The organism is Bacillus sp. bc15, from assembly GCF_900142585.1.
In the GTDB taxonomy this organism is placed as follows: Bacteria; Bacillota; Bacilli; order Bacillales; family Bacillaceae_G; genus Bacillus_A; species Bacillus_A cereus.
The window spans coordinates 1,445,968-1,461,205 of sequence record NZ_FRBJ01000001.1; the positions used below are offsets into that span (position 1 = coordinate 1,445,968).

A 15,238-nucleotide genomic window follows, 5' to 3' on the forward strand; every position below is an offset into this window, starting at 1 on the left:
CATCAACTTTTTTTGATGTTTATAGTATATATGCTGTTTAGTTCTTTATGCAACTAATTCATCAATTTTTTTTGATTTAGAAAAAACTTCCTCGCATTATATCTTTGCTACAACTAAAAAGGACCATCTCCTTTTCAAAAATGAAAAACTACGGTTCTTTTTACAACTTAATAGTTACAATATTTCCTAGTAATGGAGTCTCTATAACTATTTAACTTTTAATTTGATTATTATAAAGTAGTGCCCCATTACCATCAATCTAAGAAAAACAAATACCCCCAAATGAGAAAAATCGATATAACTCTTCGGCAAATAAAGATAACTCTTGTTTTTGGTGCATATTCATAAAAAGCACGTCACCCTTTCTCATTAACATAAGAGAATAGTAACGTGCTTTTAATCTCAAAAATAGTCTAAATCCTTAAGTTGATGGTTGTGGGGCGGGACCCCAATAAGAACGGTATCTAAGATTGTATGAGAGGTGTTTGTTCCATTTCAAAGATCTCAGCCGACGATTAACTCAAGTACCGGTTTCGGATGATTCCCATGTGATGAAGTTCGTGTCCTGCGATGCCGTACGCGAGGGCGCGTGCCGTAATGCTTAGGTTGTTGGCTGTGCCCTTACGATTCCATGCCTCAGCCGGTAGCCCGCGCAGCAATGTGATCGTTGATTGCCTTACGGCCCGGTAGTCTTCGGCCAATTGCGCGGTTGTCCAGCTTCCGAAAGGAGGTAGGAACAATTCCTGATCGAAACCGGTCAGAGGCGTCTGGTCCCCTCTTGCGAACCGGAGCAGGCGGTAGGTCATGACGCGTTCCGCGTCTGCAATGTGGCCCACGACTTCTTTCAGCGTCCATTTTCCTTCCGCATACCGATATGCGGCCTGGCTTTCGGTCAACGATGCCAGGAGCTCAGTCATTTGCTTTTCCTGGGCGAGCAGAATGTTGATGATGTTACCGTCCGGCACCAAACGGATATATTCACCGGAGTTCCCGGCGTATTCTTCTTCTGACGGTCTTTGATTCATGCGTAGTCACCTCTTTATGTAAATATAGAAAATTATAGCACTCATCTATGTCTAATAAATTCGCGAAATGATAGAACTTCCCTTCTAATAATTGAGGAGAAGCAACTATTTAGTTGGTCGGTCGCCACACTATCCTGATTCGTTAGCACAATAAAAATTATCTGTTATACAATATTTCGAAGTTATTAATATATATAGGTAACCCCTTCTTTTTTTAATTTAAAGATGAATTTCCAATTATATTTTGAAATGAATTGGAGTAAAACACACTAGTCTAACTACTTTTTTATACAAGATTTTATGCGAAAAAGAATAGCGAAGATCCCTAGAATCTCCGCTATATCAATGATGTATAAAATCTTGTATAAGTGATAGATAGACATAGAGACAAAAAATTTAGTAAAAACAAGGATTCTATGAAAAACTTGCTACCGACAATGAGACGTTATGTTAACTTCAAGTGTATAAGGTATTCATACGAAGAGTAGATAGCTTCTCCCCTTTAAAAAGGTTTATTACATGGTGAAAGAGAATATTATCCATAAAAAAAGGAGTTAATTTATGAATAAAAATATATCATTTCTGACCTTATCATTATTCCTATATTTATCCGCTTGTTCGACTGAGACAAACACTGGTAGTACATCTACTACTGAACAACCAAAAGTAAAAACTGCCTCAATACAACAAGAGGAAAATCGCAAACAAATTTTCTTTCAAGGAAAGGAAATAAAGAAAATTGAGCTTATATCAACTAAGGTAAAAAATAAAAAAACAGCTATAAATCTAGAGTTTGATCAAATTATTAAATCTATGGAACATGCAGGAATAGATAAGGATCGAGAAAGAGTTATTCCTCTTTTGCTAGATGATGAGGCCAAAGCAAATATTGATTATCAAATGAATGTAAATTACCAAGATAGTTCCAGTGAAACATATTTAATTTGGCTAGAGAATAAAAAAGTTGTAATTGCTCGTCAAGACAATGAAGAACAAAAAAATCTCGAACATTATATAATAAGGGATACAGATGCTCAACAAATATTAAGTTTATTTAAGAACAATATAGAATAACTTCCAATAACGAGAATTATGTATATAAGCTGCCCATATGGACAGCTTATTGTATTTTTGCTTAGCGTGCAAAATTCTTATCTTGTTGGCGGGACCCCATTGCCATCAAGATAAGAAAAGCAAATACCCCCAAGATGAAAAATTAGTTGTTTTCTGTAAAAAATACACAAAATTTTCATCTTGAGGGTTTAAATTCTTAAGTGATGGGCACATATGGCGACCCCTAATATGAAAAATAATATAAAGATTTTAATTTGATCCTATATATTATTTACAATTCCAAAAGTAGATTCCCTATTTTTGGTATAATACACAGAGACTATATAATTTCTTATGGATATTCTTGAAAAGGGAGTAACGCTATATGAAATCAATAAATGTAAATAGCACTATATATTATATTGAATCTGTTCCTTTTGAAGATAAGAGTGAGCAGGATGAAGAGGGATATTACGAATATTTTTACAAAGGAGTCAATTTATCGTTTCACTCGGACAAAGAAATAATTACAGCCCGAATCTATGACAAGGAAAAAATAATATATTTCTTAAAAAATCCATCTCTCGCTTTTGGTAAGGATTTTGAAGCGATAAAGATATATATAATTAAAGAATTTGATGTAAATACATTCAAGATTCCAGGTGGAGAAAAAGCCTATATAGAATTATAGCCATAACCGATTTCTGTCTTTACTATAATATATAAAAAGCAAACAGTAGGTAAGTATATGCTTGATAAAGCTGAACTAAATACTCATAAGTAATTGTAAAGGGATATTCTTTGTTCAGGAGGATTTTATAACCGTAGCTTACAAGTGATGTAGTGCTACACCTATTCCATCTAACTTGCAACACGTTTGCGGTATTCTTGCCCTATCCCATCTAACTTGCAACACGTTTGCGGTATCCTTATCCAAATCACAATAACCAGTAGCTTAAGACTTTTAATATAATATTAAAAAGTGGATATGCTTAAACACATATCCACTTTCAACTACGAATATTTTTCACCTTAAACATACTTTTTTCCTATTTATATACTTACCTTCGCTTCTCCAATATCCTGCTTTTTAACTAAATCTAAGTAAAAATGTGAGACAGTTGTGTTGTAATAAGGAGAAATAAAAATAAATGATAGATTAAATGTAAACATTCCGATAAATGCTGCTAATAAAAACCAACCTATAAATGATAACCAAAGAACAAATAACTTTAGCTTTTGTCCTTTCATTATTCTTTTACTTTCTCTCAATGCTTCACTTGCTGTATAATCAGGATTCTCAACTAATATGTAATACGACATGGAATAAGAAAAATATTTAATAATACCTGGAACAATAAATAATAGGCTCCATAAAAAAATAAAGATAGCTTGCATTAAACCTAACTTCATTGATTTAAACAAATTCTTCTTTTTAAATCCTGAAAATACATCGTCTACCTTAACTTCTTCTTGTTTCCCTAAGTGTAAAGTAAAAACAGAATATCCATAATTAAAGATACCTTGAATGACACTGTAAATTAGGAAACATACCCCCCATAAACCAATATAACTTAGAATAAGTGCAGCAAGTGCTACCGGATCTACTTGTGGTTGCCCACCTATTGAATAAATAAATAAATAATGCATCAGGACCAATTATCCCGATAAACAGTACAAATATTAAATACATAAAAAAGGCGATTGCTGATGCACTTAAGGTTGGTACAAAATAGAATAAAGCTGATACTCCTATACCTACCCCCCATTTCCCATCTAACGAATTCAATGCTGCTTTCTTTAAGTTTCCGATCATACTCGTGTCCCCTTCTTTTTTCTTATTTTCCTTTACTGAAAAAATAAAAGAACTTGTAGCAAGGCCCCGCTACAAGTTCTTTTAGCCAAATACTTTAGCTCATCGAAAAATTATTTATTCTACACAATCGGGGGTAATGCCTAAAATATAGTTTGTTAACATCATTATATAACATATTTATGAATTTTTGTTAAAAATTCTATATTTTTAGACAAATCATCCTCCACTTTTTTACTTATTTTTTATTTTCATGTAGCTATCCTATTGTAAACGTAGATGACATGAGGTTCGAAAACGGAAGACAACGTAAACTAACCAAAGTTTACATACGTAAAAAGGGTTGTTTTTGTTAAACAAGCGACCTGATTAATTACCATAATCCTTCTTATAAGAAGGACACTTTAAATGTTTTTCTTATTTTTTAGTAACATATTTAATTCTTTAGCATCTTTTTTTGTATTTAAAAATGATATTAACCAAGAAAATACATATATTAAAACTATACTTTCAAGAAAATCAGCAGTTGGGAATATTTCTATCCAATGGTTATATGTAGATATAAGAAAGACAACTATAATCATCATGAAAAAATGGATTACCAAGGCGAACAAATAGCTGATTTTTTCAATATCAAAAATGAATGTAAAAATGCCTGCACAAGCTGAGATTATAAGAACACTTATTATCTCAGCTCGTGTAATAGATATGTTATAGTTTCTTGATAGTAAAACTATCATGTATATAAATGAACCAGTTCCTAAACCTGTATACAGTCGTTTTTTTAGTTTCAATAAAGTCTTTCCCTTCTTTTTTTATGATTTTAAGATAAGGTTATTTAATTTTGATTGTATATAAAATGTGTAGAATATTCCGCCAAAAAATAAACCTACAGATAGTCCACTTATGGCAGAATAAATTATATTAAACGAAATATCATCATAAAATGATGCATACATTCCTAAAGTTACATTTAAGAGATATTTTACAAAGAAATTAATCAATATAATTATTAATGGAAGGTAACATTTCTTCCTGAAAGTAACCGTCTCTTGTTTGAAGAAAATTTGATATTTTACATATAACAAATATCCAATCATAATACCTGGAAGAATGAAAATCGTATAGCTTATTAAACAATATCCTAAGTAAGAAAATTTAGTGATAATTTTATCTAACCCCCATATCATAAAAATCATGGGAACAAGGAACATTTTAGATAAATTAATTGGTCTTTCTTGAGAAATAGCAATACCCCTTTTTATTAAAATGAATAATAATATCCATACCCATAATGGAGTTCTTATAAATACTTCTTTAATCATAGTATACATTGTATATCCTCCTTTGTTTTTATTAATATTTACATCAAAGGAGATATAAAGAAATGCTTTTAAACATAAGTGGTAAAAATCAATACATAAGTGGTTATCGGGAATGGTTTTTTAGCTGTTTTTTTAATGAAGAAACATATTTTCTTGATACAATTACTTTTTCTCTGTTTGAAAGCAGTGCTTCCAAATTTCCGTTTGCTTTAGCGGAGAATTTGTTTAAAAAATGAATATTGATAATTATAGTTTTTGAAATTCTAGTGAAATTATCTGGAAGTTCAGATTGTAATTTATATAAAGGACTTTTTATCTCAAATATATTTTCTTTTGTATAAACAAAAATTTTCCTTTCAAGATATTCCAAATAAATAACAGTTGAGCAAGAAATTTTTTCTTGTTCACCTTTGTGAGTTGAATTAACTATTAAATAGTTATCAGAACTATTCTCTAGTGTTGATACCATATCTAGAATAAAAGATGTTACTTTGTGAATGTAGAAGGTACAAGATTCTTCTTTAAGCTTTTCGATAATTTTAATGTTTGCTTTCATTTTCTACCAGATTTCCCTTTCTTTAAAATAGATTTTAATGTTTGTTTGAAACAAAGTTTAATCAAAGTCAAAATAGTATCTTATATGAATATTATAAAAAAATCTATCAGCATATTTCATCTCATCTTTTTTATAAACATCTTAACATTATTTCCCCCCCATATTACCATCAATTTGTGAAATGTATTCTTCTCAAAAATGAAAATCAACCTAAGATTCTATGGACAATTATGAAAGGATGAAATTTTCGTTTTGGAGATATTTCAGAAATTTAGCTTGATAGGCATGTGGCCGAACCCTGTACTAATTCAATCAAAAGATTATTTAATAGACATGAAAAGACCACCTATAAAATTTAACAGGTGATCTTTTTTGTGATTTTGCACTTGTGCACTACTTTAAAAATATATCACAAATTCGTTTAGTCTCCTAAACATTTGAATCTATAGATTGAATACCTTCCCACATTCTAGACTGATGTCAATTAGATCTTTCTAATAAAAATTTGTTCTGTAAAAAAGTTTCAAGCTTACTAAAATCTGTAGAAGAGTATAATAAACTCATTCCATTAATGAATTCATGTTCAACTCGTTTCTCTCCCTCATTAGGGAGACAATGAGGTGAATCCTTATATAACTGAAACATATTCCACGGTACTGCATCGGAAACATCAAATTTACTTTGTAATTTTGAACAAAGACCTTTAGTTGCTCCATCCTGAACAGGAAAAGCGAAGTTTTTATAAAGTACAGCTGTTTCAGCAGAATAGTTATCCACTTTGGTTGAGAAGTAACTTACGCCATCAAAAAACCCATCATATCTTATAAACTGCAATAATAGTTGTGGGATAATATATTCTGGTTTGAATGTGTTAGTCGTATTTTTTACACGTACAGAACATGCTGCCATTAAAGGCCAAATAATTAGATAAGAAATTACTTCATTTGGTTCATTTAACCTATCCGCCAAAAAGCGTTTTTGCATAATTGTACCGTGGTCGTAGAATTTCTTAATTATCTTCTCTATAAAAACAACAGGTGGTGTAGATAAATCTATATAACTTATATCATCTGATTTAAATACTGAAGTCTGAACCGTATTTAAATCAGGTTTATTAAGTTCTTCCCAGCAGGTTAAAGGTGAGCTTCCTAAATAGATACAAGGCAACCCAGGAATACTGTATCTATTTGTGCTGACTATTCCCCGAAGTTCTAACGGAATATGAAACATTTCTTTACTTGTAAATACATGATCGGTACCGACTCGCATTTTATAGAGGAATTCATTGTCAAAGTTTTGGAGTGTTTTTATATCATTAAAATGATTTGGCTTAGATACATTATTTTTTAAAACCCTATAAAATCCATTAGAAGCCTTTGAAGGAAAACCTTTATAATATTCTTGTAAGGAATAAATAATTCCTTCACACAAATTCTTTGCATGTCTTAAATCCTTTTTGGTAATGACTGTTTCTAATGTTGCACTGCAAATATTCTCTAACCCAGAGATATAAGTATTAAAGCAATCTTTAAGATACTCTATAAAGTCTTCATTCTCCCTTGTTAGAGGTAATTTTCCAACCTGATTATACAAATCAATAATAGGTAGTACTTCTAAAACCCAGTTTCTTAAACTAATAATTTTTTTAGGGTCTTCCGAGAAATCAGCTAGTGAGAATTCACTGGCTTCCTTTTCATTAAAAGGATAAAATTTAAATTTCTTAGGTTCGTTTATTTTTTGTAATTCTTCATATAAATTAAATGCAATATTAACTTCCTGTTTACTAACATTGGTGTCTTCTTTTATATGATTTAGTTTAACGGCTTTTTCTATTAAATCTGTTCTTAACTTTAAAATAGTAATCACATCACTTTTCAAACGAAAATAATTAATTAAGGTTTTACACTTTCTCAATATTACGGTATCAATTTTCTTATATAATTAAATTATTCTCTTTATTTATTTTATGTATCTGTTCCCTTTGAACCCTACTATTATAGGGTTCCTTTTTTATAATCATATATTTATTAATTAATTTATCGATTTCCTGACTTAAATGGAGGACTTTCGTATGACTAAAACCATGTTTTTTTACCAGTTCAACTAATTGTAATTTTTTATTCTCTATTAGATCATTTAACTTCGCCATTAACATAAACTTTTTTCTTTCACACTCCCCCTGAGCAAAATAAAAAGAGCTGCTCCCAGCTCTTGTATAATAAAACCTTTATTATTGCAGTGTAAAATTTTCCATATTCTATTATAAATGAATATACATAAACCCAACAACAATAATTTTAGTATATTTAGAAATAAAAAAGCAGCAATAATTCATTACTGCTACAGCTTCTTTTTAAATTCATTATTTATAAAAAAGTATTCTTCCGGTCCATCAGCCTCACCATATCAAACTTCCAGCCTTATAATATGTGCTGCTACTTCCTTTAAAACCACATTCATAAATAATATGATAGGTGCCACGTTATGTTCTGGATCTCTATAGTTCCTTAGATTGGCTATAAATGACCATTCATTATCTTTTAAATTTGTATAATAATCATTCTCTTCTTCCCAGATTCCTATGTGCCACCTCATATATAGAAAATCACCTTCTGCAAATGCTTCATTTATCTGTTTCTTTGTAAATGGAATATCTTTACTATGATTAACTTTTATATATTCTTTAACGAATGGAAACTTTAAAGCAGCTTCTTCCCAACTTCCTGTATTTATTAATTCCACCAATCCTTTATATTCATCTTTTATAATTACTTTATCTTGAAAGGCTGTATACATTTCAAAAGAAATTTACTTCACCCTCTTAAATTCATTATGAATTTAATTAACATATATACTTAACTACACAATAGAAGGTTTTAGAAATCGTATTACGTTTCCCTTTTCATTAGATTCACTCTCATTGTTACAATTCTTTGAGGTAAGATTCACTATATAACTCTCTGAAATTTTAAAAGTTCTTTCCTCATTAAACATTGTCAGAGGAACTGACACTCCAACATTATTATCTAAATGACTTAGTACCATTACAGGGATAGTTTCTCCTTTTAATAAATCAACATATGAGGTCTTAACTTTATAATAATGCCCTTCTAAAAAATGCATTTTTCCGTTTATTAAATCCACTGCAACTCCATTATTACAATACGCTAAGTTTTGATTTAAAAAATGAATATCGTCTGATACTTTAATAAATTCCATCGTTTTATTATCAAATATATAGTAACCATCTCTTACTACAAAAAGATTATGTGGATTGATAAACTCTAGCAGATAATGTGTAATTTCAAAACTAGTATCTCCCTCAATCATTTCTCTGTATTCTACATAAAGTTTTTCTAACTTTTTAAATGTACTTAGTTTGATCCCCTGATTTGGTCTTGACGCAAGTGTTAAGTCATCTAATACCCATTTAGCCACATATGTTGACTTTGGAATCATTTACAATTTCCCCCTTCAAAATTCTATATATGAACATATAAACTATTTAAATTTAATAAATTGGGCTCTACATAAAGTATAGGCAGAATCTATTTAATAACTAAGATAATTCTCTAACTTTTTCATATTTACTTCTTATAAATTATAATTATCAAACTCCTACTATGAAATTTTCAAGAATCAAAAAACTAATACAATTTGATGTAGCTATTTGACTGTATAAAAATAAATCAACTACCAATTAACTGGATTTACACTTTAAAAAATGTACAAATCGTTCCTATTATTTCGAGACAATTGAAATATTTGAAAAGAAAATCCTACACAGAAAATCATATATGGATATTATGATTATATTTTATGTAATTACGTGTGAGATTCTAAACGATATTTACGTCCTTTCAGAGACAGTATCCCCTTGATTATTTGGTGTATAAAAATATATTAAACATATAGTACGTGAAATTTTTAGAGAACACTTTAGGAGGTTTTAAGTACATGGCAAATGTTGTTTTAATTATACGGAATTCAGATTTATTAAAATCTATGGATAAGATATTAGCTAATTCTAAATCTGCAGAAAAAGTACATGAATTACTAAATTAGTCAAAAACCGGAATTTATTGTTTTGTCTAATTCAATAAGCACGAATATCATCACATTCAGTATCTATATAGTTTAACTCTACAAATTGCACATCTTTTTGGTGATTTAACAATTCTATTTTATTCATATTGATCCAATCAAATACTTCTGCATGAGAAACTAAGCATTTTGCTTTCACAGTAGTTGTAATTCTCAGAAGTTGTTCTCTATCCTGCCATGTTGATATAAGACATGGCATCTCTAGCTCAATTAAAAATTTTTCTCCTACGGCAAAAAAATTCATTACACTGAGTGCATCTGATTCAAAAATCTCACATTCTGTTGTTTTTGAATCAGATGCCCAACCATCTAAATAGTCAATACCTTTTAGCATAATGGGAAGCTGCTCTATCATTTCAACTTTTTGTGTTATAACCTCCAATAATAAGGTTTCAGCTAAAATATCAATCTTTTCTTGTTCTAATATTAAATTCCCTCCTTAATCGACGAAACAAAGAAATATTTTCTATATTATATTATGAATTGATCTATGAAAGAAAAATAAATGAATGCTCTATACAATTCGATTTAACATAAAGCATTATAATCGATAGCAAGAAAAAAACGGATCCCTCCTCTAAAAAGGAATCCACCCTTTCATTATGTACTTCTATACTTGATTTATTTTCTTTGCTCTTGCAACCTTCCACAAAGCCACAATTAGTATGAGGAGTGGTATTCCCTGAATGAAGAGAAATCCTCCCGAAAAATAAAGCACACGACTAACTAGAGGAGGCGCTGTTGCCGACTCACCCGCAAAATAAGCCCCATAATTAGCCGCCACACCTGCATAATCAGCTATCCCACCTATAAGAAAAGCCGCTGGACTTGTGATTAGATTTATCCCTAAACAGATCATTATCGATGATAGGTTTTTAGCCTTAATTTTTGGTGAAACAGACAATAAAAATAAGAATAACGCAGTGCCGTTTATAAGAAGTAGTGGTATTACATAATAAATTCCCATAATTCCCCTCCATGGCTTTAATTGTACCATCAGCAAGGATTGATTTGAACAAATAGGATATTTATGTAAGTCAGATATAGTGTCTCATTATCAGTAACAAGAAAAAAAGCCCTGATCAGGGCTTTTTTTTAAGATTACTATCATGAAATTTTTAATTGAAGAAAGACATGATTAGATTGATGCATCTTTTTTTGATGTCTGTTTTGTGAAATCATACAAAGCGATTGCACCTAAAAGAACCAGTATACCTCGAGGAGCATCTATCAAAATAGTTTCCCACATTTCTGGCATTGTCCATTTAATATCTGTTGCTGATGCAAGATATGATTGAAAATAACCGATTGAAAAATCAATTATACATAAAAATACAAATATTGTTAGACCAATTCGAATTAATTTTTTATTTGTAAACATATAACACCTCTCAAAACCCATTGGATATTCTTGATTTAAGGTTTTTTACATATAAAAATCTTTATATGTAATTTTAACATACAAAAAACCCAAATAAATACAATATACATATTTACATATTGTATAAACAGTATTCCATGATGGTTAAGAAATTCCTGCAAGTAAAAAAAGGAGCCCACTAGGACTCCTTTTTGTTTTAAATCTTAATAGTTAATTATAGCTTGTCCAGCTGGATACCAGGTTCCGTTATTTGCTAGGGCGAAACCATAGACAGTCTGACCAGAGCCAATTTTTTGTTTAACATTATTTAATGATTCATATCCATATGCCTGATAACCATTCCCACTTTGTGGATATGCTACTGCTAATGTATTATAATTATTTGGATTCGAATAGCTATTTGTCCAAGCTATTTTTTGATAATACGTTGAAGTGAATGGATTTTCTAAGCCTTTTACAGCAAACTCAACAGTGCTCCCATAGACATTAACAGTAGTATACGCCGTACTTAAAGTATTTAAGTCTGCAACCTTTTCCTTACTTAAAGTTGGTGTGTTTTCTGCCGCCATCACACCGCCAGCTCCAGATAACATGACCCCAGTCGCTAATGCTCCAATTGCTAGTTTCTTTAACATAAAAAATCCCCCTTTAATAGTTTTATAGCTTGCACCTTCATCATACTTTCGATTTTCATTTATGTAAATATATTACAAATTTAGAAACATAAAACTATTTATTGCGAATGTTGAGTTAAGATATGTTGTCTGATAATAACGATAGATGGTTATTATCATATGAAAAAGTCCTACATTAAGTAGGACTAAATAGCCTTAGCAATCCATAAATAACGGAATCATTTGCACCACTATATAACCGATACCTACCCTTGAAATTAGACTGAATCCTCGCTCCTGACTACCAACCATAATGAACAAACTACCGCATAACGCTACAACGGATGCTATTGGGTATGACACCACTTTAATTAAGAATATAACCGGTTCAAACACATTTACAATACGATTGTAGAATTGGCCCTCTATATAATTCTTTATCTTTCCGTCGTTTGATTGCACATCTTTAAATACCTCATTCACATCCGGATTTTAACCATCAGCAAATACATGAGGAATATCTATAATATTGCTGAATATAATTACACTGCCAAGCATAATTCTCATTCGCGCCGCCACGGGTGCGTATTTTTTGCATCCTTTTTGAACAAGCTCCACTTTTTCTTCGTGCCATAGTTACCATATGGATCATCTCCTTATTTTTAAATGTCCATTTTGTTCAATAAAAAAAGAACACTATAAAGTGCCCTAAGCTTCTGAGTATAAAATATACGACAATGCCTTGCCCGTTCTAATGGCGCAACCTAAAAGAGCTTTATAGCGGAATATATATAGCTCTCGGAAAAGAAATAAGTTGGTTGGCATTGACTCGATATTGTATGTTTGGGAATTCCTTATGTGCAATAAAAAAGCTCTATACCTATTTATAGAGCTCTTTAAGTGAGTAACGGTGTATTTATATTGACCTGATATTATATGATGAAAGCCTCCTTATGTACAAACGAAAGAGAGCACTCCCCCAATAAGTGCTCTCCCTTGAAAAAATATAGGGGAACATGTTGGAAACCGTTCAGTGTCATTATATGATATGATATTCTCATTCCCAACTATGCCTAAGTCATGTATTAAAGGGGGTTAATGTGTAATTTCTATACAACAAAGAAAAAAGCACCCGAATGGATGCTTAAATTAAACTTATTCATTATCAATATCTCTACTTTCATCATTAACTGATTTAGGGTCTAACATGATTCCTATATCCGGCGGCAAAATTAACTCTATACCAGCTACTGGTTGATTGTCCTCATTAAAATAATACTTCTTTATCTTATTCAATTCTTCATTTTTCTTATTTTCACTCATATTATCCCGCCTTTTATGTATGATATTAAAAACTTTTCTTAATATGTACATTGAGAAAGATAATATACTATTTTTCAACTCTCACACAACTTATAAAATTTTCACATAATAAAAGAACACCCATAATTGATAGGTGCTCTGATATATAAAGTGGTTTCCATCCACACATTCCAATATATGCTCGTCCATCTCGAAAGATGCAAACAAAAAAGCACCTAAATAGGTGCCTTTTCGAAACGTATAACGCGAGTAGCCCCCACCACTCTGTATGGTTCCGTTATCCACTAGGCCTTTAATAATTTGTGTTTCTTATTAGCCATCTTCTCTTTTGCTGCTTCAATGCTATTTACTAATTTCTTATGGTCCTGATCAAATTGAATCATTCCATCAAACATAGCTGGTGCTACTGCTTCTTCAACATAAGGAAGAAACAAATTGCTCCCATCTTCTCCGCTTTCTCCAGGTAATCCAATTGATGCTGTGCAATGTTCTTCAAATCAAAACGTGTATCTTTCTCTGTAGACTTCGCTTCAAATGCGATAGCTCGCTTATACACACCGTCATAGTCTACTGTACTTTTAGCTTCATAAAATTCATTTAGTACACGGCCACCTTTATTTAATACCTTCACAGGAGCCGGGCGCTTGCTTATAAGCACCACTCCCCCTCTTTGATACATTTTTTTCATTCGCTAGATTGATAAGCATTCCAAATGCAATCCCACGGTTTCCTAGTCCCGTTGTTACTCCTCACTTTCTATTAAAAGGAGTATTTTGTTCAGTTGTCTCCATTACATACAATAAACGTGCTTCATGATATAATATTTTCATTTACATAAATTTACTATTTCATAAAAGGAGGTAACTATTATGAAAAAATGGATTATTGCTATCATATATTGTTCTCTTTTAACAACATTTTCTTATTTATCTATTAAAACTGTACTTTTATCCGCTACTACCTCTACTTCATTCCCAAATCTTCATTTCTTTGTTGGAATGTTCGGATTAACCTTTGGCATTTGGCTATTCGTATTTGGAATACGAAAATATATTTTGTTTGCCACGGAGGATGAAAAAGAACGCCGAAAACTTAAAACCATGTTTTCTATTATTTCAGTTTTATCTTGCTACATTGCAACTCTGTTATTTTTTATTTAATTCAGCCTACAGTTTGTACATATACTATTTCTGCCCCTGAATAAAACTCAATATTCCGTCAATACTGTAAACAACCCATTTCGAACCATATTCCATTACCTGAGCAGTTAGCTTTTGCTAGCTGCTCTTTATTTGTACAAGGTACTCAATTGACTGGCGCACATATAATATTCTGAGTTCCTTTCTTTATAAAATAGTCGTTATAAAATGAGACTCGTCACGAGAGCACTTTACTAAGTGCTCTTTTTATATTCCAACTTAATACAAAATAAAATTTTTATTCTAATCTTCTCTAACATCTTCCTTAATGAAAAACGACTCACAGTTTGTATAAGCCAAGCATATATTTACTTAGACAAGACATAGTTTTTTACTGTACATGTACAATTTTTGTGCATGTTTTTTTGTTCAATACAATAACTATTTTATTAAAAATCCTTAATGAGCTACTCCTTAAAGTTTTGTAATATTAATGTCACTAAAATCAATTTTTCCACTATAAACTCTTTACTATAATTTTCTATATACACAAACAAGGAGAGTGTTATATGAAAAAATCATTAGTTATATCTGTATTACTCGCACTATTTTCTAGTTTTGCTATTGGATGCGAAAGATCACCTACTATAAATAGAATGGGAACCGAACAATATTATGTACAGATAACAAACAACGGTGAGATAAAAGGGAACCAACGATTCTATACTTTATCTACTTATAATAAGGATGGGATAGAAAAAACAGTTACATTTGGAAGTGTAAAACCTGGAAATAAACCTCTTAAAGAAAATGCCTTCATCCGCCTTTATGTCAACCAAAAATATGACAACAATACTGAGATAAATCATAGAGAGTTGAACTACCCCCACTTTCACTTTGTTTAG

The 15,238-nt window shown here is 31.0% G+C and carries 16 protein-coding genes and 4 pseudogenes; 4 read left to right on the forward strand and 16 right to left on the reverse strand.

The window, feature by feature from the left end:
• Nucleotides 1–515 precede the first annotated feature (515 nt).
• A complete protein-coding gene (locus tag BUA87_RS07320) occupies nucleotides 516–1,025 on the reverse strand; it encodes a DinB family protein (protein WP_001076303.1) in 510 nt (169 codons plus the stop codon).
• 561 nt (nucleotides 1,026–1,586) lie between these two features.
• Between BUA87_RS07320 and BUA87_RS07325 the strand changes: the two genes are divergently transcribed.
• Both BUA87_RS07325 and BUA87_RS07330 read left to right on the forward strand, forming a co-directional pair.
• Nucleotides 1,587–2,099, forward strand: coding sequence for a hypothetical protein (locus BUA87_RS07325; RefSeq protein ID WP_061660777.1), 513 nt, complete (start codon nucleotides 1,587–1,589; stop codon nucleotides 2,097–2,099).
• Between the two features lie 364 nt (nucleotides 2,100–2,463).
• Complete coding sequence (locus BUA87_RS07330; protein ID WP_072938929.1) at nucleotides 2,464–2,769, forward strand: hypothetical protein; 306 nt, start codon at nucleotides 2,464–2,466, stop codon at nucleotides 2,767–2,769.
• Nucleotides 2,770–3,131: 362 nt separating this feature from the next.
• On the opposite strand, the pseudogene BUA87_RS07335 reads toward BUA87_RS07330, so the two are convergent.
• The 15 genes and pseudogenes from BUA87_RS07335 to BUA87_RS07405 form a co-directional block, all read right to left on the reverse strand.
• Nucleotides 3,132–3,894, reverse strand: a pseudogene (locus tag BUA87_RS07335) (DUF975 family protein).
• Nucleotides 3,895–4,295: 401 nt separating this feature from the next.
• Nucleotides 4,296–4,685, reverse strand: coding sequence for a DUF3021 domain-containing protein (locus BUA87_RS07340; protein WP_061660780.1), 390 nt, complete (start codon nucleotides 4,683–4,685; stop codon nucleotides 4,296–4,298).
• A gap of 21 nt (nucleotides 4,686–4,706) precedes the next feature.
• Entirely contained in the window at nucleotides 4,707–5,225 is a 519-nt protein-coding gene (locus tag BUA87_RS07345) for a hypothetical protein (protein WP_061660781.1), read from the reverse strand.
• A gap of 94 nt (nucleotides 5,226–5,319) precedes the next feature.
• Nucleotides 5,320–5,772 (reverse strand): LytTR family DNA-binding domain-containing protein, encoded by a 453-nt coding sequence (locus BUA87_RS07350; RefSeq protein ID WP_061660782.1) that lies wholly within the window; start codon nucleotides 5,770–5,772, stop codon nucleotides 5,320–5,322.
• 480 nt (nucleotides 5,773–6,252) lie between these two features.
• The gene (locus tag BUA87_RS07355) at nucleotides 6,253–7,686 is read right to left on the reverse strand and encodes a hypothetical protein (protein WP_072938932.1); all 1,434 of its coding nucleotides are present in this window, start codon (nucleotides 7,684–7,686) and stop codon (nucleotides 6,253–6,255) included.
• A gap of 19 nt (nucleotides 7,687–7,705) precedes the next feature.
• Nucleotides 7,706–7,927: a Spo0E family sporulation regulatory protein-aspartic acid phosphatase gene (locus BUA87_RS07360; RefSeq protein ID WP_072938934.1), complete on the reverse strand. Its 222-nt coding sequence runs from the start codon at nucleotides 7,925–7,927 to the stop codon at nucleotides 7,706–7,708.
• A gap of 185 nt (nucleotides 7,928–8,112) precedes the next feature.
• Nucleotides 8,113–8,568, reverse strand: a pseudogene (locus BUA87_RS07365) (hypothetical protein).
• Nucleotides 8,569–8,631: 63 nt separating this feature from the next.
• Nucleotides 8,632–9,231: a hypothetical protein gene (locus BUA87_RS07370; RefSeq protein ID WP_072938941.1), complete on the reverse strand. Its 600-nt coding sequence runs from the start codon at nucleotides 9,229–9,231 to the stop codon at nucleotides 8,632–8,634.
• A 637-nt stretch (nucleotides 9,232–9,868) separates the two neighbouring features.
• On the reverse strand, nucleotides 9,869–10,210 hold the full coding sequence (locus BUA87_RS07380) for a hypothetical protein (RefSeq protein WP_002094305.1): 342 nt from the start codon (nucleotides 10,208–10,210) through the stop codon (nucleotides 9,869–9,871).
• A gap of 276 nt (nucleotides 10,211–10,486) precedes the next feature.
• Nucleotides 10,487–10,843 (reverse strand): hypothetical protein, encoded by a 357-nt coding sequence (locus tag BUA87_RS07385; protein WP_000513528.1) that lies wholly within the window; start codon nucleotides 10,841–10,843, stop codon nucleotides 10,487–10,489.
• Between the two features lie 171 nt (nucleotides 10,844–11,014).
• A complete protein-coding gene (locus tag BUA87_RS07390) occupies nucleotides 11,015–11,278 on the reverse strand; it encodes a DUF3937 family protein (RefSeq protein WP_072938944.1) in 264 nt (87 codons plus the stop codon).
• A 182-nt stretch (nucleotides 11,279–11,460) separates the two neighbouring features.
• Nucleotides 11,461–11,892: a hypothetical protein gene (locus BUA87_RS07395; protein WP_000914195.1), complete on the reverse strand. Its 432-nt coding sequence runs from the start codon at nucleotides 11,890–11,892 to the stop codon at nucleotides 11,461–11,463.
• Nucleotides 11,893–12,087: 195 nt separating this feature from the next.
• Nucleotides 12,088–12,512, reverse strand: a pseudogene (locus BUA87_RS32110) (hypothetical protein); the annotation flags it as partial.
• 514 nt (nucleotides 12,513–13,026) lie between these two features.
• A complete protein-coding gene (locus tag BUA87_RS31230; protein WP_001293569.1) occupies nucleotides 13,027–13,194 on the reverse strand; it encodes a hypothetical protein in 168 nt (55 codons plus the stop codon).
• A 284-nt stretch (nucleotides 13,195–13,478) separates the two neighbouring features.
• Nucleotides 13,479–13,901, reverse strand: a pseudogene (locus BUA87_RS07405) (Holliday junction resolvase RecU).
• Between the two features lie 162 nt (nucleotides 13,902–14,063).
• Between BUA87_RS07405 and BUA87_RS07410 the strand changes: the two are divergent.
• Entirely contained in the window at nucleotides 14,064–14,354 is a 291-nt protein-coding gene (locus BUA87_RS07410) for a hypothetical protein (protein ID WP_071715080.1), read from the forward strand.
• A gap of 548 nt (nucleotides 14,355–14,902) precedes the next feature.
• Entirely contained in the window at nucleotides 14,903–15,238 is a 336-nt protein-coding gene (locus BUA87_RS07415; RefSeq protein WP_071715081.1) for a DUF1093 domain-containing protein, read from the forward strand.